This window comes from Aureivirga sp. CE67 (assembly GCF_015767245.1).
Classification (GTDB): Bacteria; Bacteroidota; Bacteroidia; order Flavobacteriales; family Flavobacteriaceae; genus Aureivirga.
The window spans coordinates 65249-91025 of sequence record NZ_JADOTV010000002.1; the positions used below are offsets into that span (position 1 = coordinate 65249).

The following is a 25777-nucleotide window of genomic DNA, read 5'->3' on the forward strand; positions in this document are numbered from 1 at the left end:
TTTTTTTATGACTTATTTTTACCTTAGAAAACAGTTTTGTGAAAAAAATTATTAAAGAAAAAATTACTTATTAACATATGTCTGAAAAATCAACATTTATTGTTTATAACGCTTCGGCAGGAAGTGGGAAAACTTTTACATTGGTGAAAGAAACCTTGGTATTACTGCTTTCTACGAATGATTTAATGCGATATAAGCGAATTTTGGCAATTACGTTTACTAACAAAGCAGCTGGTGAAATGAAGGAAAGAATCATTCATTATCTGAAACTTTTTGCTGACAAACAAGAAAATGACATGTTGGATCATGTTTTTCAAATAATCAGTGAAAAAAAGCCAATATCCAAAGAGTTGATTTGTAATAGAGCTAAAACAGTTTTGGAGAACATTCTTCATAATTATGCTGCTTTTAGTGTGACGACCATTGATAGTTTGACACATCGAATTATCCGTAGTTTTTCTAAAGATCTTGGTTTGTCTCTGAATTTTGAAGTAGAGATGGATGGAGGTAAATTGATTGAAGAAGCTGTGGATATTCTGATAGCAAAAATTGGAAAAGACAAAGAAGTTACCAATTTGCTTTTGGATTTTTCGCTTCAAAAATCAGAAGAAGATAAATCTTGGGATATTTCTAGGGAGTTGAAAGAATTTTCTAGGTCTTTATTGAATGAAGATGATATTCGAGAGTTGGAAAAAGTAAAAGATAAAACGATTCAAGATTATAAAAAACTTCGAAAGTTTATCCGTTCGCAAAATGAAATTATCGAAGAACAAGCACAGAAAATAGGAAAAGAAGCTTTGGAGTTGATAGAAATGAATGGAATTGAAGTGAAAGATTTTAATCGTTCGGTGATTCCAAAATATTTTGAAAAACTTCGAGATGCTTTTAAAGACAATGATTTTTTACCAGATGTTACGGCATTTAAACATTTTGAAAATAATACACTTTATGCAAAATCAAAACCAGAAGCTGTAAAGCAAAGTATTGATGCGATTGCACCAAAACTAGAAGAGCTTTTTGATGATTCGATGCGTTATGGTAAATATTATTATTTAAATAAAAGATATTTGAATAGCATCGTTCCAATGGCGGTTTTGAACGCTGTTCGAAATGAGTTGGAGCAATTAAAAGAAGAAAATAATATTCGTTTAAATGCTGAGTTTAACAAAATCATTAATGATGAAATACGAAAGCAACCTGTTCCTTTTATTTATGAAAGGATTGGGCAGCGATATTCGGATTACTTTATTGATGAAATGCAAGATACCTCGGTACTTCAATGGGAAAATTTGATTCCACTTATCGGAAATGCTTTGCATAATGAATATGATGATAAATCGAAAGGATTTTTACTTTTGGTAGGAGATGCAAAGCAAGCAATTTATAGTTTTCGTGGAGGAAAGGCAGAACAGTTTATTAAACTTTCAGAAGAAGAAAGTGAAGAATTTTTGGAAGTAGAAACAGAACAAAATCCATTTTACATTGAAAAATCTTTGGAGAACTTGACTACCAACTACCGCAGCCACTCTGCGATTGTGGACTTCACAAATGCATTTTTTGTTCATGTTTCAAAATTTTTGAATAATGATTCGTATCAAAATTTATATATAGAAGGAAACCAACAGAACATAAATTCTAGTAAAGAAGGATATGTGGAAATTTCTTTTGTAGATAAAAAAAATGCAGAAGCAGAAGAAAAAGATTTGGTTTATCCGAAGCGAGTTTTGGAAATAATTGAAAATATGGATCCGGCTTTTAATCGAAAAGATATCTGTATTTTGACCCGAAAAACAAAAGATGCAAGAGCTGTTGCTAAATATTTGAGTGAAAATGGTGTGGATATCGTTTCTTCGGAAACACTTTTAATTAATAATTCAGAGAAAGTTCAATTTATTATTCACCTTTTAAAGTTTATTCATTTTGATATGGATAAGCAAGTGAAGATTAATGCGCTTTATTTCTTGTATGATCATCTGAAAATTGAGGTGGAAAAACATCATTTCCTAGCTGCTTTTATTGATTTAAATAATAAAGAGTTTTTCGAAAAACTAGCAGAGTTTGATATCGAATTTGATTATGCAGATTTTCTACAAAAACCATTGATTAATGGAGTAGAACAAATCATAAGAGATTTTAGACTTACGGAAGAAACAGATGCTTATTTACAATTTTTCTTGGACTTGGTGATGGAATATCAAGACTCGAAAGGAAATAGTTTATTAGGTTTTCTTTCTTTTTGGGAACAACAAAAGGAGCGAAAAACAATTATTTCTCCAGAAGGACAAGATGCAGTTCGAATCATGACCATTCATAAATCAAAAGGATTGGAGTTTCCTGTAGTTATTTTTCCATATGATTTAAGTATTTATGGAGAGATTACAAGAAAGTTTTGGTATCCTTTAGACCCAGAAATTTACCAAGGATTTCCGTCTTTAAAAATTGATTATAATATCGACAAATTCAAGCTTCTTGGTGGAGCTGCTGAAGAATTGGCTACAAAAAGAGAACATGATTTAGAGTTGGATAATTATAATCTTCTTTATGTTGCTTTGACTCGTCCGGTGGAGCAATTGTATATTATTTCTGAGAAAAATATAGATAAAAAAGGAGTTGAAAAAACAAATACGTATTCTGGTTTATTTATCAATTATCTGAAAATGTTTACGGATGAAAATGCTTGGGATGAAAATAAAGATGTGTATGGATTTGGTTCGAAAGAAAGAAAACATTTACCAGAAAAAGAAACTTCAGAAATTGATACAATTCAGCAAAAGCGATTTTTATCGACACCTTGGAAAGATCATCAGATTTCGATTGTTACAAGTGCTTCCTTGCTTTGGGATACAGAACAAGAAGAAGCGATTTCTTATGGAAATCTGATTCATGAAATTGCTTCGAAAATTCTTACAGCAGCAGATATCGAATCTGTGGTAGATACTTATGTTTTTGAAGGAGTTTTAGAAATTGAACAAAGAGAAGAAATCATCCAAAAGCTTTTTGCAATTGTAGAGCATCCGATTCTTCAACCATTTTTTGAAGAAGGAATTCAAGTTTTTAATGAAAGAGAAATTATGGTTCCGAAAACAAAGGAACAGATAGAATATGAAGCTGGAATGAAAGGTTTGAATGAAGATAAAATTAAAACGTACGAAATTTTGATTCCGGATCGTATGGTTGTTTTGCCAAATAAAGAAGCTGTTATTATTGATTATAAAACTGGAAAACCTTCTTTTACATATCATAAACAATTGGAAAGATATGCCGAAGTAATTGAAAAAATGAATTATAAAGTTTCGAAGAAATATTTAGTCTATATTGATGAAGAAATTGTAGTGGAAGAAGTATAATTATTAATTACATTTGTAAACATTAAGATTTTTTACAGTCGGTAATTAAACTTTTAAGCAAAAGAATTTTATCTAAAAAAATAAAAAAATATGTACGGCAAAATCAAAGAAACTTTAGAACAAGAGATTCAAGAAATAAAAGATGCAGGTTTGTTTAAAAAAGAAAGAATTATTACATCTTCTCAGGATGCAGTAATTAAGATTTCTACTGGAGAGGAAGTAATCAACTTTTGTGCAAACAACTATTTAGGATTATCAAATAACAAAGAAGTAATCCAAGCTGCAAAAGATACAATGGATACACACGGATTTGGAATGTCATCTGTACGTTTTATCTGTGGAACACAAGATATTCACAAGAACTTAGAAGCTAAGATTGCTGAATTTTACCAAACAGAAGATACAATTCTTTACGCAGCAGCTTTTGATGCAAATGGAGGAGTTTTTGAACCTTTATTAACAAAAGAAGATGCAATTATTTCTGATTCTTTAAACCATGCTTCAATTATTGATGGAGTTAGACTTTGTAAAGCTGCAAGATATCGTTATGATAACAACGATATGCAAAGTTTAGAAGAGCAATTAATCAAAGCTAATGAAGAAAACCACAGATTTAAAATCATTGTTACTGATGGTGTTTTCTCAATGGATGGAATTGTTGCAAAATTAGATGAGATTTGTGATTTAGCTGATAAATATGATGCACTTGTGATGGTAGATGAGTGTCACGCTGCTGGATTTATCGGAAAAACAGGAAGAGGAACATTAGAGTTGAAAAACGTAATGGGACGTGTAGATATCGTAACAGGAACTTTAGGTAAAGCACTTGGAGGAGCAATGGGAGGATATACTACAGGAAAGAAAGAAATCATCGAGATTTTACGTCAACGTTCTAGACCATATTTATTCTCAAACTCTTTAGCACCTGCAATTGTTGGAGCTTCTTTAAAAGTATTTGATTTACTTTCTACAGATACTACTTTAAGAGATAAATTAGAGTGGAATACAGATTATTTCAAAAAAGGAATGATTGAAGCTGGATTTGATATTGTAGAAGGAGATTCTGCAATTGTTCCAGTAATGTTATACGATGCGAAATTATCGCAAGATATGGCTGATATGTTATTAGAAGAAGGAATTTATGTTATTGGATTCTTCTACCCAGTTGTACCTAAAGGAAAAGCTAGAATTAGAGTGCAATTATCAGCTGCTCATGAGCAAGAACACCTTGATAAAGCGATCAATGCTTTCACAAAAGTAGGTGAAAAGCTAGGTGTGCTTAAAAAATAAAAGAAACTTAATAAGAAATTAACGAAAAGCCTTTGAAAATAGTCTCTTACGGTTTACATTTGCCAAAAAATAGTAAATTTTTTAATACACGAAAAAATGAGACATTTATCGAAGGCTTTTTTAGCCTTTTTACTTTTGGTATGTGTTGGTACAACACAGGCTCAAGATTCTGATAACCCATGGTTAGTAGGAGTCGGTTACAACGCTGTTGATTTTAACTCAGCAGGAGCTACAGGAAATGGAAGATTTGATGGTTTTTTCAAATTTGACAACTACAATTTTAACGCTACAGCATTTAGATTTTCAGGAGCTCGTTACTTAGGTTCTGGGTTTAGTGTTGAAGCTGCTTTATCTTTAAACACTATTGATAGATTTGGTGAGACTAAATTAGATAAGGATCTGTCTTACTTAGCATTTGATGCAGGAGCTAAGTATGATATCAATAATTTAGTTGGTCAAACAGGATGGTTCGATCCATATTTAGGATTAGGTCTTGGATATGTTTCTGTAGAAGATGATGCTACTTCTTCTATTAATGGAACAGCTGGTTTTAACATCTGGTTTGCTGAAAAATTCGGATTATATGTTCAAACTATGTACAAGAGATCTATGAAAGCTGAGGATGTTGCTAGACATTTTCAACATTCAGCAGGTTTAGTTTACAGATTTGGAGCTAAAGATACTGACAATGATGGTATCGTTGATAAGAAAGATAAATGTCCAGAAGTATTCGGATTAGAAGAGTTTGACGGATGTCCTGATACAGATGGAGATGGTGTAAAAGATTCAGAAGATGCTTGTCCAGAAATCGCTGGAGAAAAAGAATTAGGAGGATGTCCTGATGCTGATAAAGATGGTATTGCTGATCAAAATGACGCTTGTCCAAATGCTAAAGGAACAGTGAAAAACGGAGGATGTCCTGATACAGATGGAGATGGTGTTGTTGATAAAGATGATGCTTGTCCAAACAAAAAAGGAGAAAAAGGAAACAATGGATGTCCATGGGTTGATACAGATGGTGATGGAGTATTAGATAAAGATGATGCTTATCCAAATGATCCAACAATGTGGACTAAAGAGCAATTCTTAAGAAAAGAAAGATTAAAGAATGCAATTGCTAAAATTCAAGAGAATGCAAAAGCAATCAAGTTTGGTGTAGGTAGCGCAAGATTTACTCCAAGAAAATCTAAGCAATTAGACGAGATTGTTGCTTTAATGAAAGAAAACAAAGATGCTAACTTCTTAATCCAAGGAAACACGGATAACACAGGTTCAGAAGAAATAAACCAAAAATTATCTGTAAGAAGAGCTGAAGGTGTAAAGAAATACTTAGTAAAAGCAGGAATTGAAGCTTCAAGAATTGAAGTTAAAGGATTAGGAGAGTCTAACCCTATTGATTCTAACGATACTTGGAAAGGTAGAGCTAAAAACCGTAGAGTTGATTTCGTTATCATTAATCTATAGTTAATACCTAAAAAATAAATTATAAAAACCGAGTTACTTTCTTAGTAATTCGGTTTTTTTATTAGATATCGTAAATTGCTGAAAATAAAATATTAAGTAATATCTCTTAATATACGCTTAATAAAATAAATGTTTAATTTACATTTTTTTAATAAAAATAACTTTAAAGTAAAAATTCCTTTTCATTAAATATATTCTAAGTTTAAGTTCATCTGATAGGTTTGTAATGCAAAAAAACAAAAAGAGTTAGTAAGCATAACCAAACCAAAAACAATGAAAAAAACTACTTTATTTTTAGCGTCTACTTTTTTAACGGTAGCAGGAGCTTTTGCTCAAAGTACTTTCCCAACAGAAGTTGAGCCTGATTGGGATGCAACAGAGATTGTAATGATGGACGAATCTCCAATGGAATCTCAAATCATATTTACAGGAGGAGTAGATATGGTACAGACAAAATCTGGAGAAACGGAAGCAAAACAATGGCATGATTTCATCGGATTTACGCCAGTAACAGATGAAGATTGTGTACCAGAAGGAGCTATCGGGTGGGTTTCTGTAAACCACGAAATGATTGCTAAAGATGAAAAGATTGGTGATGGAGGAGGAATGACTTCTTTCTTAGTAAAAAGAGCAGAGGATGGAACTTTCGAAGTATTGGACCAAACTTTATCTGATGGAAGAGAAGGAAAATTCTTCAATGTAGATTTTAGTGGAGTAGGAGAAACAGGAATGAACTGTGGAGGAATCAACTCATCTATTGATGGAAGAATCTGGACTGCTGAGGAGTGGTTTAGAACAAGTAATGAGTCTATTAATGATGAAGGAGATGGAGTAAGAGATATTTCTGATTACACAATCAAATATACAGATTTCGATTTTGCTAACTTCCAAACTATCGAGAAGTACCAAAACTTCAACTGGATGGTAGAAATTGACCCAAGAAATGCAAAAGCTATCCGTAAGCAATATAACTGGGGACGTCAAGGTTTTGAAGGTGGAGCAATAGCACCAGATAACCAAACTGTTTATTTAGGAGTGGATGCAAATCCTACTTTCTTCACAAAATTCGTAGCAGACGAGCCAGGAGACTTTACAAAGGGATCTTTATATGTATATAAGCATGATGCTGCTGATAAATGGATCGAAATCGATAATGAAGATTTTGACAAAATGTTAAACTACCAAGATGAGGCTATCGCTGTAAATGCTACAATGTATAACCGTATCGAGTGGGTTACTATTGACAAAAATTCAGGAAAAGTTTACTTAACGGAAACTGGTAGAGATAACATTGGAGAGAAATGGGCTGATGAAGCTGCAGCAGGAGCAGTATTCGCACCACACCACCAAACTAGAGCAGAATCTATGGGATTAGCTACTCCTGACGCTACTTATACAGATTACTACGGAAGAATCTTAGAGTTTGATCCAGAAACTAACGAATTTTCAGTGTATTTAGCAGGAGGACCAGAATTAGCTGAAGAAAATGTTGCAGAAGCTGATTACCCAGACAAGCACTTATCTAATCCTGATGGGTTAAACTTATTATATTTAAATGATAAGACTTATATGTTAATCTGTGAGGATTTAAATGGAACTTCTTATGGAAGAATGCCAGCAGAATTTGCTTCAAACAGAATGTGTGAGTTATATATGTTAGATATGTCAGTAGAAGATCCTTCAATTGATGATTTATTACGTATCGCTCAAACTCCAGCAGGAGCAGAGATTACAGGAGTTTGTCCAACACCTGATGGAAAAACAATCATGTTTAATTCTCAACACCCAAGTTCGGATAATCCAGCTCCATACAATAACTCATTAACGATTGCATTACATGGAATGGATGAGTTAATCAATGCTTTAGAAGTTACAGATTTTGCTCCAACAAATTCTGATAGTTTCCAAATTTATCCAAACCCAGTAGAAAGAATCGTATACTTAAGCAAAAAGACTGATGTTGCTTTATATGATGTTACAGGAAAAAGAGTTGCTGTTTACAGAAACAGAAAATCTTTTGATGTGACTAACTTAAACCCTGGAGTTTACTTTGTAGTAACTAAGGATAAAGAAACTAAGAAGTTAGTAATTAAATAGTTTATTTTTTTTAATATATCTATTGTAGTGAGATTTTTAGCCAAGTACTTTCGCCAAGGTACTTGGTTTTTCCTATAAAATAACATTACATCTTCATACATAATACAATACAAACACTTAGCAAAAACGAATATGAAAGCTCTAAAGTACTTTTCCATTCTTACTATAGGTATTATTATATTTTCAACATTACTTTCCAATCAAAAAAAGAAAGGAGTTTATAGCGAAAAAAGTATTAAAGAAGTAAATACATTATTTCAACAACAAATTTCCGATTTCGAACTTGAAATCTTAGAATTTGAAAAAGCAGTTCAGCAAAATTCGAAATCGAAAATTCAGGAATCGTATAAAAAACTTCGTAATACTTTTAAAAAAGCAGGTTTATACATCGCATATTTAGACACGGAAGCAAATGATAGATTCATCAATGGAGCTCCTTTATTAAAAATCATGAAGAAAACTCCAGAACTTTCTATTGTACAACCAAAAGGAATGCAAGTAATAGATGAATTGATGGCAGAAGATTTAGCAAATCCTGAAATCAAGAAAGAATTAGTACAAAAAGTACAGCTTTTAAAAAGACATTATAAAGACGTAAAACTTTATATTTCTAGATTAAGTCTTACCGACAGACAAGTTTTTGAAATTATCCGACAAGAAATTATCCGAATCACAACTTTTGGTATTACAGGTTTTGATACTCCAGGAACTTTAAATGGAATTTCAGATTCTTATTACAGTTTTCTTGAAATGAAAGAAATAATCGAAGCTTATAAAGAAGAGATGAAAAACGTCAACAGAATAGACTTATACAAAGAAACAATCAAAATTTTTGATGAAGGATTAAAACAATTAAAACATAACGATTTTGAAAAATTTGACCGCTTAATTTTTATCAAAAAAGTGATAAATCCTCTTTACGGAAATATCAAAAAAATTCATTTTGCTTTAGGTTATGAAACAATTGATGAGGTATATTTTGGTAAAAAAACTACCAATTATGAAGTAGAAAATCTTTTTGAAGAAAACTTCGTAAACAAAGAATATTTTACAACCTATAAAAAAGAAAAGAACCACGAAAAAGTAGTAAAACTTGGAAAATTATTATTCAATGATCCAGTTCTTTCTTCTACAAAACAAATGGCTTGTGTAAGTTGCCATCAGGCGGATAAAGCTTTCACAGATGGACAAAAAACAAGTATTTCTAATGCCGGAGAATTCGTGAAAAGAAATTCTCCAACCTTGAATTATTCCATTTTTGCTACAAAATATCTTCACGATTTAAGAGCAGATAGATTGGAAGATCAATACGAGCATGTAATCACAAATCCAGACGAATTCAACTCTTCTTACCAACAAATCATTAAAGACTTACAATCGAGTCCAACATATCAAAAAATGTTCGAAGAAGCTTTTGAAGGAAAAGAAATTTCGACAACAACAATCGATCATGCAATCACAGCTTTCATTATGGACTTGACACCTTTTGATAACGATGTAGATCTTTATTTTCAAAACAAAAAAGTGGTTTTAAAACCAGAAATTAAAAGAGGATTCAACCTTTTTACTGGAAAAGCAGCTTGTGCTACGTGCCATTTTATTCCGCTTTATAACGGAACTGTTCCACCAAATTATGTAGATACAGAATCAGAAGTTCTTGGAGTGCCAAAGACCAAAGAAGATCAAACGGTTTTAGATGATGATTTGGGGAGATATGGAAACAAACGTCCGAAAGAACATGCGCCACACTACAAAAATTCATTCAAAACACCAACGCTTCGAAATATCGCAAATACAGCTCCATACATGCACAACGGAGTTTTTTCTACACTAGAAGAAGTGATGGAATTTTACAACAATGGAGGTGGAGCAGGACAAGGAATGAAGCTTGATAACCAAACATTAAGCGATGCTCCTCTGGATCTTACAGAACAAGAAATTTCAGATATCATCGCATTTATGAAAGCACTTTCAGACAAAAAAACATTTGAAAACAAAGTAGAACTACCAAAAGATTTTCCAAATCAGGAATGGAATAACAGAAAAGTTAAAGTAGACTATTAATAATTGGACGCTCCCTTTTCCTTTCGTAAAAACTACAGGAAAAGGTCAGGCTTTCCGTTCCAAGTTTTGTATTAAAAAAAAGAACTTCTAAACAATCCGGGGGCTTCCGTTGGTCGCCTCCTTTTGTCAAGAAGTTCTAATTTTTTTAAAAACAAAAGCTTTCCACTACAATCCTTAGCGCAAAAGCATTTGTAACAAGTTTTTCAATTTCTTTTCTTGAAAAACGAATTCTTAAAACTCAAAAAATAAGCTTATACCCAAATCCTCTTACATTGATAATTTGAATTGCAGGATCCTTTTTTAGTTTCTTACGAAGCTTTGATATAAAAACATCCATACTTCTTGTAGTAAAAAAATCATCTGTCCCCCAAAGTTTGTTTAAGATTTCGCTTCTTTCTAAGATTTCATTTCGCTGAAGAAGTAAATGATAAAGTAATTCGGACTCGCGATGTGTAAGTGGAATTTCTTCTTCTTCAAATTTTAGAAGTTGTTTTTTATAATCAAAATCGAACTTTCCTAGCTTTGAAGTTTCTTTCTTTTGCGTGTTTTTTCGTAGTTGCGCATGGATTCTTACAATCAATTCTTCCATGCTAAAAGGTTTTTTCAAATAATCATTTCCACCAATCGTAAAACCTTTTACTACATCCGCTGTTTGCGACTTAGAAGTAAGGAAAATAATAGGAATTTGCTCATCCAGATTTCGGATTTCGGTCGCAAGTGTAAAACCATCTTTCAAAGGCATCATGATATCTAAAACCAAAATCTCTGGTTTTTCAGTTTTGAATTTTCGCAAAGCTTCTTCTCCATCCAAACAATGAATTACTTCAAAATCTCGAGTCTCTAAGCTTTCTTTGATAATTTGCCCTAAAGCCGTTTCGTCTTCTGCTAAAATTACTTTTATTTTTTTCATTTGCTTTTTGGAAGTTCTATTTGAAAAATACTTTTTCCTTTTTTATAAATCACTCGAATGTTTCCGAAGTGTTTTTCTATGATTTTTTTAGTGTAATAAAGCCCAATTCCAAAACCTTTAACATCGTGCTTATCTCCTTCTGAAATTCGATAGAATTGCTCGAAAATCTTATCTTTTTCTGTCTTTGGAATTCCGATTCCATTGTCAAAAATTTCAATAATTACTTTGTCTGATTTTTGATAAAGATTACATTCAATTTTATCTCCCCCGTATTTAATTGCGTTATCAAAAATATTATTCACTGCATTTTCAAAATGGAAACTATCAATATTTGCTTCAATATTATCCAAGCTGTTTAAAATAAACTCACGAGAAGCATAGCGTTCTTGGTATTTCTGAACACGTTTTTTGATTAATTCACTCAAATTTGATTTTTCAATATTCAAATCAATTGAATCACTTTTTAGCGTTGCAGTTTCTAGAAGTTTTTCAACCATTAAATTTAGCTTCTGTAATTGTTCTGTAGAAATATTCAGATATTTTTCTGTTCGTTTTTGATCATTTAAAACATTAAAATTCTTCATTCCTTCGATGGCAGCAAAAGTAGTTGCAATTGGTGTTTTGAACTCGTGTGTGATATTACTTATCAAATCATTTTTGATTTCAGATAATTGTTTTTGTTTGTAGATCGTTTTTAGAAGATAAATCAAACAAGCAATTACACTCAGCGTTAAAATAAGTGAGAGAAAAATACTGACATACATTTTTTTAAAAATTTCAGAATTATCTTTTTCCAAAGTCATTTCTAAATCAGTATCATTTGCAAAAAGAAGTGGACTTGCTTTAATTTTTAATTCAGATTTTAAAATAGTGTCTTTTAAATTTGAATAATAAGTATCGGAAAATTGATCATAGAAATGATTTTCTTTTAAAGACAATTTAAAATCTAAATCGATTTCTTGTTTCTTAAGCTCTTTTTTAATTTTATTTCCAAGAGTATCTACAGAAATAGAATTTTCAAAAACTGAAACAAGAATTTTTGCAAATAAACTATCAATTTTGGAATGCTCTTCTTTGTCTGAATAAAATTTTCTTTTTGGATACTCAAAACGAATTGGAAAATTCTTTTTCAAGCTATCTTCATGTAAGCTGATGGATTCTATCTCTTTTGGAATCCTCATTTTTAAACTATCATTTTTATACTTCCCAACTAAAATTTTACGAAACTCTCTTTTCTTAGAAATTGGTGAATTTCGAAATGGTAAAATAATAGTATCAATACTATTTATCTTAGATTCATTATTTGAAAAAGTAAAAAATGAATTTTGTGTTTTATCTGTATAATAACTTTCAATAGAATTGTCTAATATCTTTTGAATTTGTTGTTTTAAATTATGCTTTTTAAGTACGTAATTCTTTCTGTTCCAGTAAAATTGCGTTCCAATTACAAGCAAAATTGTAATACAAATAAAGACAATTCCTGTTGTATAATTTTTTCCAATCATAGCTCAAAAGTAGAATTAATTTTCATTCTTTTTTTATTGTTAACACTCGTTAACGTTTGTTAACCCAAATCTTAAACGTCCCTATATACTTTTGAAAAATCAATTTAGATTATTATGAAAACAAAATTAATTTTACCTATTATTCTAATTCTATTATTTATTCCAACACTAATTTTTTCTCAAAATTTTAGTGGAATAGCAGTTTATCAATCAAAGATAAATGTAGATCTAGAATTGGATAAAGATTCTACAAATGCGGCATTACAAAATCCTGAGATTAGAAAAATGCTTCAGCAACAATTAAAAAAGCAACTTGAAAAAAAATACGTTTTAAATTTCACTTCAAAAGAGGCGAATTTTATTGAAGAAGAAAATCTAGAAATTAAAAATCCAGCAGTTCAAGTAAAAGTTTTTGGAGGAACTTCAACTAAGCAAGGAATTTTATATAAAGATATTTCTAAAAAAGATTACAAAGCAGAAAAAGAGTTTTTTGGAAAACGATTTTTAGTTGAAGATAAAATGCCTGAATACAATTGGGAAATGACAAATGAAACAAAGAAAATTGGAAATTACACTTGTCATAAAGCAATCGCAAAAACAGAAGAATCTACAATAACAGCATGGTATACAATGGAAATCCCTTTAAGTATTGGACCAGATTTATACAGCGGACTTCCAGGAATGATTTTAGAAATTAATGATGGAAAAAGACAATTTCTTTGTACAAAAATCACTTTAAATCCTAAAAAAGAAATTAAAATTAAAATTCCAAAAAACGGTAAAAAAGTAAAACAAGAGCAATTTGAAAAAATTGTAGAAAAGAAAATAAAAACTTTTACAGAGCAACATAAAAGCAATAGAGGAAATTCAAATGTAAAAATCATTAGACAGTAGTTTAAACTTTGAATTTAAAAAGCGGTCTAAAACTTATAATCAAAATGAAACCTTAAAAATGAAAAATATTCAGAAACTAATATTAGCTACACTTTTCTTAATTCCATCTATCCTTTTAGCACAACAATTTCAAGGTAGAGCGATTTATCAGACCAAAACTACTTTTGATCTTGGACAAAAAAATGATACTACAAAACAAGGACAAGTAAGAGCAGAAAGAAGAAAGGCTTTTGAAAACATGTTGAATCAAGAATTGGAAAAAAGATTCGTGTTAGATTTCAATCAAAAAGCTGCTATTTATGAAGAAGAAGCCAAAGTAGATGTTGGAGCATCGAACCCGAATGCGGGAAGGATTAAAATGATGGCAAATGTAATGTCGGGAGGAACTGTAAGTAACGGAGTTTTATATACAGATATTCAAAACAGAACTTACATTAACAAACAAGAGCTTTTTGGAAAAAACTTTTTGATAAAAGATAAGCTTCCAAACTACGAATGGCAACTTGAAAATGAAACAAAAAAAGTTGGAAACTATACTTGCTACAAAGCTACGGCAAAAACAATGATGAGAGATTTTCAGGCAGAAGCTAAAAAAATGCGTGATAATTTCCGTAAAAAACAAAAAGCTAAAATAGAACCAATAATTAAAGAAGTACAAATAACTGTTTGGTACACGCCTCAAATTCCTATAAGTGTTGGTCCAGAAAAATTTGGTGGACTTCCAGGATTGATTTTAGAAGCAAATATTGGAAATACGCAATTGGTTTGTACGCAAATTACTTTAAACCCAAAAGAGAAAGTAGAAATCAACCCGCCAAAAGGAGGAAAAGAAATTACGCAAGAAAAATTTGATGAAACAAGACAGAAAAAAATGGAAGAAATGTCTAAAAACTTTCGTCGTGGTGGTGGACGCGGAAGAGGAGGTTTCGGAGGTGGAAGAGGCCGTTAATTGAAATATAAATACGAAGAAAGATGTACCTAAAGAATATATTATTAGTTTTTTTCCTTTTTGGAACTACTATCACTTTTGCACAAAAAACTACGATTACTGGAACTGTAAAAGATAGTACGGGAGTAGCAATGGAACTTGCAAATGTTTTGGCTGTAAATCCTGAAACGAAAGCAATCAAGAAATTTGCGATTACAGATACGCAAGGACAATTTAAATTAGTTGTACCGAATGATGAAAAAATTGTTTTACAAGTAAGTTATCTTGGATATGCAATGAAAGAAGTTCCTGTGGATTTTACAGGAAATCCGAAGACTTTAACTTTCAATATTGTTTTGGATCAAGAAGATAATACGCTGGATGAAGTAGAAATTACTTATGAAATTCCGATTACGATTCAAGGAGATACGATTGTTTATACAACAGATGCATTTACGAATGGTAAAGAAAAAAAACTGGAAGATGTTTTGAAAAAATTACCTGGAGTGGAAGTAAATGAAGATGGAGAAATTGAAGTAGAAGGAAAAACCGTTTCGAAAGTAATGGTGGAAGGAAAAGATTTCTTTGATGGAGATTCGAAATTGGCAACGAAAAATATTCCTGCAGATGCGATTTCTAAAATTGAAGTCTTGAAAAATCATAATGACGTTGCACCAATTCGTGGTCTGGAAGATGATTCGGATAATATCGCGATGAATATTTTATTAAAAGAAGGAAAAAAGAATTTTTGGTTTGGAGAAATAAATGCTGCTGGAGGAGTTGAAAATCGTTATTCTTTTAACCCAAAACTCTTCTATTATAGTCCGGAAAAAAGTATCAATATTATAGGTAACATCAATAATACTGGAGAAGTTCCATTCACGTTCCGAGATTATATAAAGTTCTCGGGTGGATTTAAAAACCTAATGCGAAAAGGAGGATCGAGTATTAATCTATCTTCAAATTTGGCTGGTTTTAATTTTTTCCAAGATACAAAAGTACAGGAAATCACTTCGAAATTTGGAGCTGCAAACTTTAGTTTTTCAACCAAAGAAAGCAAATGGGATTTTAATGGTTTTGCAATTTTCAACGAAAGTAGAACAGATAATAAAACACAAAGTCAACGAACTTTTATTGAAACAAACGAAACGGAAATTGATAGCGATAATACTTCTTTACAAAAAAGTCAATTGGGATTATTGAAATTTAGTGCAACGAATAAACCTAGTGTAGATACACATTTTGAGTATGATGCTTTATTTAAAATAGCAAAACAAACAGAAGATGGTGGTTTAAATTCCTCGATAAAAGGAGATATTCAAACGGTTAATGAAGATTTACCAATTTCTTTTAACCAAAATATTGGATACCATCATACGATCAATGAAAAAAATATTATTTCGCTTGCGGGGCAACATTTATACACAAAAGAAAAACCAATTTATGAAGCGATTATTGATAGTCCAACAGGAGAATCGCCTTTTCAGTCGATTCCTTTTGTAACGCAAAATGTTTATGACATTCAGCAAAACAGAGATATTCATACAAACAAAATTGATGCAAAAGCAGATTATTATTATGTGCTTAACAATAAAAGTAATTTGAATTTCACATTAGGAAATACAACGAACATTCAAAAACTGACTTCTGATATTACGCAAACATTAGAAGACGGAACGAAAGTTTATTTCTCAGATGATAATTTAAACAATGATGTTTCTTATACTTTTTCTGATATCTTTTTGAGCTTACATTATAAGGTGAAACTTGGGAAATTCTTATTACTTCCAGGAGTGAGTGTTCATCAATATTTAATTCAAAACAAACAATTGGGAATTACTCAAAATGATAATGAAATCCGCTTCTTAGGAGATTTCTTGGCAGAATATGAATTTACAAGTTCGGAAACTTTACGTTTTAAATATAATGTGACAAATGAATTTTCAGACATAAACAACATTGCTGAAGGATCTATTTTTACGAACTATAATAGTTTACAAAAAGGAAATAGAAACTTAGAAAGTGCGCAGTACCATAATTATAATTTGAGTTATTCAAATATCAATATGTTTTCTTTCACAAATATTTTTGCAAATGTGAATTATTCTAGAAAAATGGATGCGATTAAAAACTTTATCGATATTTCTGGAATTGATCAAGAATCTACACCTATTAATTCTGATTTTACTGATGAAGCATTATCTGCAAGAGGAAGTATTGATAAGAATTTTGGAAAATATAAACTAGGATTCACTGCAAACGGAAATTATTCTAAGTTCTACAATATTATTAATACACAATATCAGACTTCAGAATCGTTTACACATTCTTATCAATTAAAAGTAAATACGAATTTTGATGAATTTCCAAATATTGAATTGGGATATAAGAAAAGTTTCTCTGATTATAATTTAGCATCGAACAAAACAACTTATATCACAGATAAACCTTTCGTTCGTATAGAATATAGTTTCTTGAAAAACTTTACGATTGATGCGAACTATGATTATTATAATTATAGAGACAAAGACGACACAATTGAAAATACATATGCTTTCTTGGATGCTAATTTGTATTATCAAAAAGAAGGAAGTAAATGGGAATTTAAGGTTTCTGCAACCAATTTGTTAGACACAAAAACTGTAGAAGACAACTCATTTTCTCAAACTTTCCAGAGAACAACTACTTATTATGTACAACCAAGATATATCTTATTTGGTGTAAAATACCAGATTTAAAAGGAATCCATTACTCTTTTTCCTACATATAAAACTGTCACTATTTAGAATTAGTGACAGTTTTTTTGTTTAAATACTTTTCCAAGAAACTAGAAAACCCTGTGTTTATGAAGGCTAAAAGCAAATGTTAGAAAAAATATAATATTTTCTTTATTTATATTCAGTCTAAATAAAAATAATAATATATATTTGTACCATCAATGGAAAACAAATGTGGATATGAGTCATCAAATTGAATTATTAAGCAGAACGGAAAATGGAGTAATCTATAAATGTCTTGAGTGTAATCATTATCAGATTGAGTTCAAGAATTTGAATTTTACTTTTTCTATTTCAGGATTTGATCGATTTAGAAACCACATCAAAAATCTTTATAAAAAACATTTAGGAGATGGAGCTTTGTGTCATTCTTTAGGTAAAAACATTCTTTTACCAACAAATAGTGAAACATTGAAAATCTCTTTTAACATGAATGAATTAGAAGAATTGTTTTCACTTTTTTCTATGAGAAAGACGCAAAAGAAAGAGACAGAGTTGGCAGTAGAAATGACGTATGACTTTTGTTTAAACTAGAGAAAATGAAAAAAATAATTGGAACTTTATTTTTTGTGTTTGCTTTTATAAATACAATTTCAGCACAGCAAACACAGAAAAAAGACACGATAAACGGCTTGGAAGAAGTCGTGGTAACAGCAACAAAGAATAAAAGACAGCTAAGTAGTATTTCTGTACCTGTGACATTATTGAAAGCTAAGGATATTGAGGCATTAGGTGTAACTAATTTAAAAGACGTTTTACAAGAAGTCACAGGTCTTGACATTGTCTATGATCATGGAGCCGGAGTACAATTACAAGGTTTAAATTCAGATTATATTTTGATACTTGTAGACGGAAATCCATTAGTAGGTAGAGTTTCAGGAACTTTTGATTTATCAAGATTGAATCTTGGAGATATTGAACAAATCGAGATTGTAAAAGGTCCAAGTTCAAGTCTATATGGTTCAGAAGCTTTAGGAGGAGTAATTAATATTATTACTAAAAAAGCAAACAGAACTTCTGCTTCAATTATCGGGCGATATGCTACGAATAATACAATAACTGGAAATGCGGAGCTGGATTTTGTAAAAGATAAATTTAAATTAAATGTTGGTTTAAATCATTATCAAACGGATGGTTATGATTTATCTCCAGAAACATTTGGAAAGACAGTTTCACCTTTTAATAATCAAACATTTTTGACAAATATTGGTTATGATTTTACAAAAAAGCTAAAGTTTACTGTAGGTGGAAGATATTTTCAAGAAAAGCAAGATTACGATTATTTAAGCAATGAATTAGTCATCAATTCTGAAGGAAAAGTAAAAGATTTCTTTGTAGTTCCAAAGTTTGAGTATAAACACTCGGATAAACTTCAGACAAGTTTAAGATGGTATTATACAAGATATAAAACAGATTCAGAATCTATATATAAAGAAACTAATGAGAATTATGATTCATCATTCTTTAAAGAATCTTTTCAGCAATTAGAATCACAAACAACTTACCAATTTCACAAAGCACATACGCTAACTGTTGGATTGGGATATATTCGAGAAACTGTAAATACTTCTCGATTGGATGCAGATATTACTTTCAAGGCGAATAATGTTTTTGCTTATGCTCAATATCTGTGGGATATCAACAAAAAAGCGAACGTAACTGTGGGAGCAAGAATTGATAATCATGATGCTTTTACAACACAGTTTAACCCAAAATTTTCAGGGTTTTATCGTTTCACAGACAATTTCTCTGTTAATGCTAGTATTGGAACAGGTTTTAAAAGACCAACGTTTCAACAGCTATACTTAAACTTCTCAAATGCTTCCGTAGGATACACTGTTTTTGGTACTACATATGTTGTGGAAGGTATTGAGAAGTTATTACAAGAAGAACAAATCAAACGAAATGAAGATGGAAGTCCGATTTTGTATGATGATTATTATAAAATTAAAAACGATGATGGTAAGATAGATCCTGAAACATCTATTGGAATTAACTTCGGTTTCAATTATTCTCCAATTAAAAATGTGTTTATCAAAGGAAACCTTTTCAGAAATGATCTTGACAATTTAATTGAATCTACTGCGATTGCTTTAAAAACAAATAATCAATTCGTCTATAGTTATAAAAATATCAGTAGAGTTTACACGCAGGGAATTACACTAGATGTTTCTTACCATCTGAATGAAAAAATCAAATTTAGTATTGGATATCAATACTTAGATGCAAAAGATAAGGATGTTGTAGAAGAAATTAAAGACGGGAAAAGATATGGAAGAGATCCTAAAACAGGAGAATCTTACAAGTTGAAATTATCTGATTATGGAGGTCTTTTCAATAGATCAAAACATTCTGGGAACTTTAAAATTACAGCAAATAATATTTGGAAAAAAATCTCCGCTAATCTTAGAATTATCTATAAAGGACCCTATGGTTTTGCAGATGTAAATGGTTCTGGAATTCTTGATGCAGATGAAGAATATACAAAAGGATTTAGTCTTGTAAATACGAATATTTCGAGACCATTTTGGAAAGATAAATTAATCTGGAGTATTGGAGCAGAGAATCTTTTTGATTACACATACAAAACAGAAGAATACACAATTACTTCCAATCCAGGAAGAATATTATATACGTCACTAAAATTAAATTTATAAACTATAGAAACCATGAAAAAAAATAATTTATTCCTTAGTTTTTTACTTATCGCTTTTATATCATTTTCATTCGTAAGTTGTTCTGATGATGATGATAATACACAAACTGTTGATCCAGTAGACCCAGCTCCAACAGAATTAGAATTAAAAAAAGTAGAAAATTTACACGCTCCTAATGATGTTATTGATTATGCTACAGGACAAGTAATCGAGGAAAAACCTTTTAATTATTTCAGTTTTGAAGAAGGAGGATTGGTAGATGAAAGTGCAAACTGGGATATTGCTTTCAAGGGAACTACAATTATTACAAATTCAGGGATTAGCGGAGATGGTTCTGCAATGGCTGTAGTTTTAGATGGAATTTTCAATGAAGTTTTAGAAGCTCCAGAAGATGCAGATTTTAGAGAAGATACAGAAGCTGAATTAGCTGTTCCAAAAGGAGGAGGAAATGGATGGTATAACTATAATCCACAATCTCACCAAATTACTCCAATTCCAGGAAAAGTTATTGTTATTAAAACAGATGCTGGAAAATATGCAAAAATGGAAATCTTAAGTTATTACAAAGATAATCCTGCAACGATTGATGAAACATCAGAGTCTGCATATTACACATTTAATTATAAATATCAAACAGGTGATTCTAAATCATTAAAATAAGTAACCTATAAATGTTGCATAGAAAATTATAACTAACCATATATTTCTGATTTTAAATTGTTCTAATTGAAACTATACTATGCAACATTTTTTAAAAGTTCATTCATATATCAAATTGTTTTAGTTATTGAAGTATTTAGTTTTATCAAAGTACATTATTGGTATTGTAATACCTTTCTTCAATTTCTCGAGAAAAGGAAGAATCTTTGAATTATGAAAACTATTATCACAGGTGTAAATTGATAATGTACGACAAACACGTTCTTTTTTCCTTCACGATAAAACTAAATATCTTCGATATATTTTAGTTATAGATTGTAGAAAATCTTAAGTTTTCTACGTTGTTTTTGGTTTGTAAGCGTTGGGGTAGTTACCAACGCTTTTTTTATGAAGTTTATTTTCTAAAACTCTTCCAATTTTGTTTGACCAGAAAGCAACATGTTTTGATATACCTGAAGATTTGACTTAGCATAGTCAGTCATTTCTTTTACCAATTCAGGATTTTCATCTGCATAATTTTTTGGATCCGCTTGCTTGTATTTATACAATTTCGCTTCATCATCTTTATAAATACATAAGAAGGTTGTATCTATAATCCCGATTTTATCATCGTCATTGATAATTGCAAAATCTCTTTTACTATTAATAACATCTACACCCAAACTATTATTCACATAAGGAATTTTAAGCATCCCCATTAAAGTTGGATAAATATCTACTTGACTCGCGATGTTTTTATGTATTTGTTTAATGTTTTTATTTGGTTGATAAATCACTAACGGAGATCTAAAATAACTTAAAGGAATATCATAATTAGCTTCTAGCACCGCTCCATGATCCGCAGAAAAAATGAAAATAGTATCTTCATACCAATCTTTTTCAGAAGATAATTCTAAAAATCGTTTTAAAGACCAATCAGCATATTCTACTACCTGATCTTTGATATTTTCTGATTTAGGTTGAAAATATTCAGGAACGTAATAAGGACCATGATCACTAGTAGTCATAAAAGTGGTGAAAAAAGGCTTATCTCCTCCAGCTAAATCATCTAAAATATCCATTGAATATCGGAACATATAATCGTCTGGAACTCCTAAAGATGTTTTTACTTCCGAAATAGGATAATCAGATTGTGTAATAATGTTTTGAAAACCATTTTCTCTTAAAAAACCTTCTACATTGTCAAACTGACCATCATGTGTTGTAAAATATGTTGTTGAATATCCATTTTTAGATAAAGTACTACTCATTCCACTATGGCTTATCATTTGCTTCATCGAATGTCTTCGGTAGATTGCCGGAAAAGAATATAAGGAACTAAAAATTCCGTTGAAAGTATGTTTACCCGATGTGTAGTAGTTTTCAAAATAGATGCTTTCATTTGATAAACTATCTAAAAAAGGAGTTAGGTTTTTTTCATTTCCATGTCGATTCATTTTAAAAGCACTCATACTTTCCATCAAAATTAATACAACATTTGGCTTTTTTTCTGCCTTAGTATCAAATTCTACTTTTCTAGCAATCGGAGAATTATAATCGGATGATTTTATATTATAATATCTTTTTACATTATTTAATGCTAATTCTCCTTCTATTAAATCAATTTTTTTGTTCTTCGGATTTTTACTGCTTAAATAACTTCTCAGTAAAGTATAAGATGGATTTAATCCTAATTTATTTAAAAAAGCATTATCACAAAAATAAGCTGTTCCTACTCTAATTGGTGATTTTCTTTGTAATCTTCCTCGAATTCCTACTGCAATAATTAGTAAAGTACAAACCATCAAAGTTGCTTTTTTCCATGTTTTTAAATTTGAAATCTCTTGCTCTTTTAAAAGAATCTTTTTCAGCATAAAAACAAAACCAACAGCTAATAATATAAAGAAAATAAAGAAAGAATAATATTGAGGTTCGCTAAAAATCATAGAAAAAACAATATCAAAATTACTCATCCACTCAAATGCTCCTACTGAGAATCTTTCATAGAACTGACTGAAATATGGAATATCTGCCGAAGAAATTGCAAAAGCAACAATAAAAAATATAGAAGTCCAATAGAAAATAAATTTCTTTACATATTTACTGTCTTTCTTTAGAAGATCCATGATACTCAATATCAGAACAGGAAGAATCAGTATATAACTTGATATAACTATATCAAATCTTACTCCCATCACAAAGGATTGGAAAATTGTTGAAATGGAAACTTTACTTAAATCTACTTTGTCTGATTCGTAAAAGAAAAGTATGAATCTAAAAAGTGTAAAAATGGAAAGAACTAATAAGTATAACTTTAAAATTAGTTTAGAGTTAGGGTTAATTTTCATGCTTAATGGGGTTATTTTTTTATTTCTTTTAATTCAAGAATGTGAAAAAAAAGCACCCAAAAGTAAAAAGTATTTTATTTTTAACAAAAAATTAGCACAAAACAAGTTTATTTGATAGAATAATTATGTATAGAGAAATTTTACGCTTAATTTTTTATTGAAATCTAAAAATGCAATTAATTTAATACTTGAAAATTACATTTATATCAATAAAAAGAAGTTTTTTAAGTATTTTTACATAAAAAAATATCCTTTTTATGAGTTATTTTTAATTGTTGGATATAAAAAAACACCTTATACTATTTTAAAATAATATAAGGTGTTTAGTACCTTGGGTGGGAATCGAACCCACACTCCCGAAAGAACTGGATTTTGAATCCAGCGCGTCTACCAATTCCGCCACCAAGGCTTAAGGTGAGGCAAATTTAATAAATATTTTTGGTTTATTAACTACCCAATTTTCAAATAATTTCTAAATTTGCACAACAAACAACACTATATTTTTAAGTACTTAAAACACAACTAAATAAAAAATGGAAAACACAAAACTTCCACCAAAAATCTTTGCATGTTCACAAAGTGTAGAATTAGCCGCTGAAATTGCTAAAGCTTATGGAGCTGAATTAGGAAATGTAAAATTATCTAAGTTTAGCGATGGAGAATTCCAACCTGCTTTTGAAGAGTCTGTGAGAGGACGTAGAGTTTTTATCATTGGTTCTACTTTTCCAAATGCTGATAATTTAATGGAAATGCTTTTAATGTTAGACGGAGCAAAAAGAGCTTCTGCTAGACATATTACAGCAGTAATTCCTTATTTCGGATGGGCTAGACAAGATAGAAAAGATAAACCTCGTGTGGCAATTGGAGCAAAATTAGTTGCAAACTTATTACAGTCTGCAGGTGCTACAAGAGTAATGACGATGGATTTACATGCAGATCAAATTCAAGGATTTTTTGAAAAACCAGTGGATCATTTATTCGCATCTACAATCTTCTTACCATACATTGAAAGTTTAGGTTTAGATGATATCACGATTGCTTCTCCAGATATGGGAGGATCAAAAAGAGCTTATGCTTATTCTAAGTATTTAAAAAGTGATGTAGTAATATGTTACAAGCAAAGAGAAAAAGCCAATGAAATCTCTACAATGGAACTTATCGGAAAGGTAGAAGGTAAGAATGTAATCTTAGTAGATGATATGGTTGATACTGCTGGAACATTAACAAAAGCTGCAGATATGATGATGGAAAAAGGAGCAAAAAGTGTAAGAGCAATCACTACACACCCTATTTTATCTGGTAATGCAGTAGAAAGAATTGAGAACTCAGCACTTACGGAACTTATTGTTTCTGATACAATTCCGTTAAATGCTAGTAGTTCTAAAATAAAAGTTGTATCTTGCGCCCCTTTATTCGCAGAGGTGATGCATAAAGTGCATGATAACACTTCAATTAGCGATAAATTTATTATTTAATTTTATATTTTATTTAAAATGCAATCAATAGCAATCAAAGGATCTAAAAGAGAAAGCGTAGGTAAAAAAGCAACTAAAGCCTTACGTAATGCTGGAAAGGTACCTTGCGTATTATACGGAGGAGAGAACACTTTATCATTTTCAGCTGATGCAAAAGAATTCAAAAGTTTAGTTTATACTCCAAATGTATACACTGCAACGATTGAAATTGAAGGTGGTGAAACTTATACTGCTATCTTACAAGATATCCAATTCCACCCAGTAACTGACGAGATTTTACACATCGATTTCTACCAATTATTTGAAGATAAAGAAATTGGTATGGATATCCCAGTAAAATTAACTGGAGCATCTCCAGGGGTTATGCGAGGAGGAGCTTTACGTCACAATATGCGTAAATTAAGAGTAAAAGCTTTACCAGCAAACTTACCAGATTTCATCACAGCTGATATTTCAGAATTAGAAATCGGAAACAAATTATATGTAACTTCATTAGCTAACGATAACTATACTATCATGCACCCAGAAAACACTGTAGTTGCACAAGTTAGAATGTCTCGTAACGCTAAGAAAGCTGAAGAAACTGCTGAATAGTAGGTTTTTAACAGATAATATACTTAAAAGCTCTCTTAAATTAAGAGAGCTTTTTTTATGCTTTATTTTTTAAAACATAAGTTACTTGCTTGAAAAAAAATAAAAATTTATAATACTCAACTTTCTCGATTTCTAAGTTTAAATCTTCAAAAACATCTCGCCAACCTTTATCATCTTTATTAGTATATGGATGTCCAATAAATTCCCAATTGACAATACTATCTACTATATGTGTTAGAATTTTCTGAAAATAACTTTCAAAAATATCTTCCATAATAATAATTCTTTTGGCTGTCTTTTGAGCTTCTTTGATAGTATTTACAGGATCTGGAATATGATGAAGAACTGTAATGATTTGAACAGTGTCAAAACTTTTTTGTTCAAAAGGAAAATTCACTCCATTATATATTATAGGAGAAACAGATTGAAATCCACTTTTATTTTTAATATCTAAAGAAGTTACTTCTAGATTTTCATTTTTTAAAAGATAACACAAACCTCCATTTCCGCTCCCAACATCTAGAATTTTTTCTTTTTCAGTATAAAATTTGGATAGTCTTTCTAGTTTTACATTGGCTTTTTTTAAATACCATTTTTGAATAAAATTAAACTTCATAAATTAAATAAAGACGTCTGTTATAAAAATATTAGAGGCTTAGTCGGAAATAAGGAATATTATTTACAAAATTTCCCGAAGAAAAGCTTTTTTGTTGCATTTTTTTCTATTAAATTAAAAAAACAATAAAATATATCTAAATTTTAGGCTATGATTTATGAGTTATTATAAA

17 protein-coding genes and 1 tRNA gene are annotated in these 25777 nt (G+C 30.4%); 13 read left to right on the forward strand and 5 right to left on the reverse strand.

Features of this window, described 5'->3' with window-relative positions:
* Positions 1–77: 77 nt before the first annotated feature.
* The 5 genes from I0K12_RS04295 (at position 78) to I0K12_RS04315 (ending at position 10262) form a co-directional block, all read left to right on the forward strand.
* Positions 78–3347: a UvrD-helicase domain-containing protein gene (locus tag I0K12_RS04295; RefSeq protein WP_196885659.1), complete on the forward strand. Its 3270-nt coding sequence runs from the start codon at positions 78–80 to the stop codon at positions 3345–3347.
* Between the two features lie 90 nt (positions 3348–3437).
* The gene (gene kbl / locus I0K12_RS04300) at positions 3438–4637 is read left to right on the forward strand and encodes a glycine C-acetyltransferase (RefSeq protein WP_196885660.1); all 1200 of its coding nucleotides are present in this window, start codon (positions 3438–3440) and stop codon (positions 4635–4637) included.
* A 96-nt stretch (positions 4638–4733) separates the two neighbouring features.
* On the forward strand, positions 4734–6101 hold the full coding sequence (locus I0K12_RS04305; protein WP_196885661.1) for an OmpA family protein: 1368 nt from the start codon (positions 4734–4736) through the stop codon (positions 6099–6101).
* Between the two features lie 273 nt (positions 6102–6374).
* Entirely contained in the window at positions 6375–8198 is a 1824-nt protein-coding gene (locus tag I0K12_RS04310; protein WP_196885662.1) for an alkaline phosphatase PhoX, read from the forward strand.
* Positions 8199–8330: 132 nt separating this feature from the next.
* Positions 8331–10262 (forward strand): cytochrome-c peroxidase, encoded by a 1932-nt coding sequence (locus I0K12_RS04315; RefSeq protein WP_196885663.1) that lies wholly within the window; start codon positions 8331–8333, stop codon positions 10260–10262.
* Positions 10263–10500: 238 nt separating this feature from the next.
* Here the strand turns inward: I0K12_RS04315 and I0K12_RS04320 are convergent, their stop codons facing one another.
* Together I0K12_RS04320 and I0K12_RS04325 are read right to left on the reverse strand one after the other, a co-directional pair.
* Entirely contained in the window at positions 10501–11172 is a 672-nt protein-coding gene (locus tag I0K12_RS04320) for a response regulator transcription factor (protein WP_196885664.1), read from the reverse strand.
* Positions 11169–12677 (reverse strand): sensor histidine kinase, encoded by a 1509-nt coding sequence (locus I0K12_RS04325; RefSeq protein WP_196885665.1) that lies wholly within the window; start codon positions 12675–12677, stop codon positions 11169–11171. Before I0K12_RS04325 ends, I0K12_RS04320 begins: the two co-directional genes overlap by 4 nt.
* Positions 12678–12791: 114 nt before the next feature.
* Here I0K12_RS04325 and I0K12_RS04330 point away from each other — a divergent pair, with 114 nt between their 5' ends.
* The 6 genes from I0K12_RS04330 to I0K12_RS04355 all read left to right on the forward strand — a co-directional run bounded on the left by I0K12_RS04330 (position 12792) and on the right by I0K12_RS04355 (position 20593).
* Positions 12792–13571, forward strand: a complete 780-nt coding sequence (locus I0K12_RS04330) for a GLPGLI family protein (RefSeq protein ID WP_196885666.1) — start codon at positions 12792–12794, stop codon at positions 13569–13571.
* Between the two features lie 58 nt (positions 13572–13629).
* Complete coding sequence (locus tag I0K12_RS04335; protein ID WP_196885667.1) at positions 13630–14520, forward strand: GLPGLI family protein; 891 nt, start codon at positions 13630–13632, stop codon at positions 14518–14520.
* 23 nt (positions 14521–14543) lie between these two features.
* Complete coding sequence (locus I0K12_RS04340; protein ID WP_196885668.1) at positions 14544–17237, forward strand: carboxypeptidase-like regulatory domain-containing protein; 2694 nt, start codon at positions 14544–14546, stop codon at positions 17235–17237.
* Positions 17238–17456: 219 nt separating this feature from the next.
* Positions 17457–17810, forward strand: coding sequence for a DUF6686 family protein (locus tag I0K12_RS04345; RefSeq protein WP_196885669.1), 354 nt, complete (start codon positions 17457–17459; stop codon positions 17808–17810).
* Positions 17811–17815: 5 nt separating this feature from the next.
* Complete coding sequence (locus I0K12_RS04350) at positions 17816–19933, forward strand: TonB-dependent receptor plug domain-containing protein (RefSeq protein ID WP_196885670.1); 2118 nt, start codon at positions 17816–17818, stop codon at positions 19931–19933.
* A gap of 12 nt (positions 19934–19945) precedes the next feature.
* Entirely contained in the window at positions 19946–20593 is a 648-nt protein-coding gene (locus I0K12_RS04355; protein WP_196885671.1) for an HmuY family protein, read from the forward strand.
* A gap of 401 nt (positions 20594–20994) precedes the next feature.
* On the opposite strand, the gene I0K12_RS04360 is transcribed toward I0K12_RS04355, so the two are convergent.
* Both I0K12_RS04360 and I0K12_RS04365 read right to left on the reverse strand, forming a co-directional pair.
* Positions 20995–22920, reverse strand: coding sequence for an LTA synthase family protein (locus I0K12_RS04360; protein WP_196885672.1), 1926 nt, complete (start codon positions 22918–22920; stop codon positions 20995–20997).
* Between the two features lie 327 nt (positions 22921–23247).
* A tRNA-Leu gene (locus tag I0K12_RS04365) sits at positions 23248–23329 on the reverse strand.
* Between the two features lie 124 nt (positions 23330–23453).
* Here I0K12_RS04365 and I0K12_RS04370 point away from each other — a divergent pair.
* Positions 23454–24395 (forward strand): ribose-phosphate pyrophosphokinase, encoded by a 942-nt coding sequence (locus I0K12_RS04370; RefSeq protein ID WP_196885673.1) that lies wholly within the window; start codon positions 23454–23456, stop codon positions 24393–24395.
* An 18-nt stretch (positions 24396–24413) separates the two neighbouring features.
* Positions 24414–24989, forward strand: coding sequence for a 50S ribosomal protein L25/general stress protein Ctc (locus tag I0K12_RS04375; protein ID WP_196885674.1), 576 nt, complete (start codon positions 24414–24416; stop codon positions 24987–24989).
* 55 nt (positions 24990–25044) lie between these two features.
* Here the strand turns inward: I0K12_RS04375 and I0K12_RS04380 are convergent, their stop codons facing one another.
* Complete coding sequence (locus I0K12_RS04380) at positions 25045–25605, reverse strand: class I SAM-dependent methyltransferase (RefSeq protein ID WP_196885675.1); 561 nt, start codon at positions 25603–25605, stop codon at positions 25045–25047.
* Positions 25606–25777: the final 172 nt, after the last annotated feature.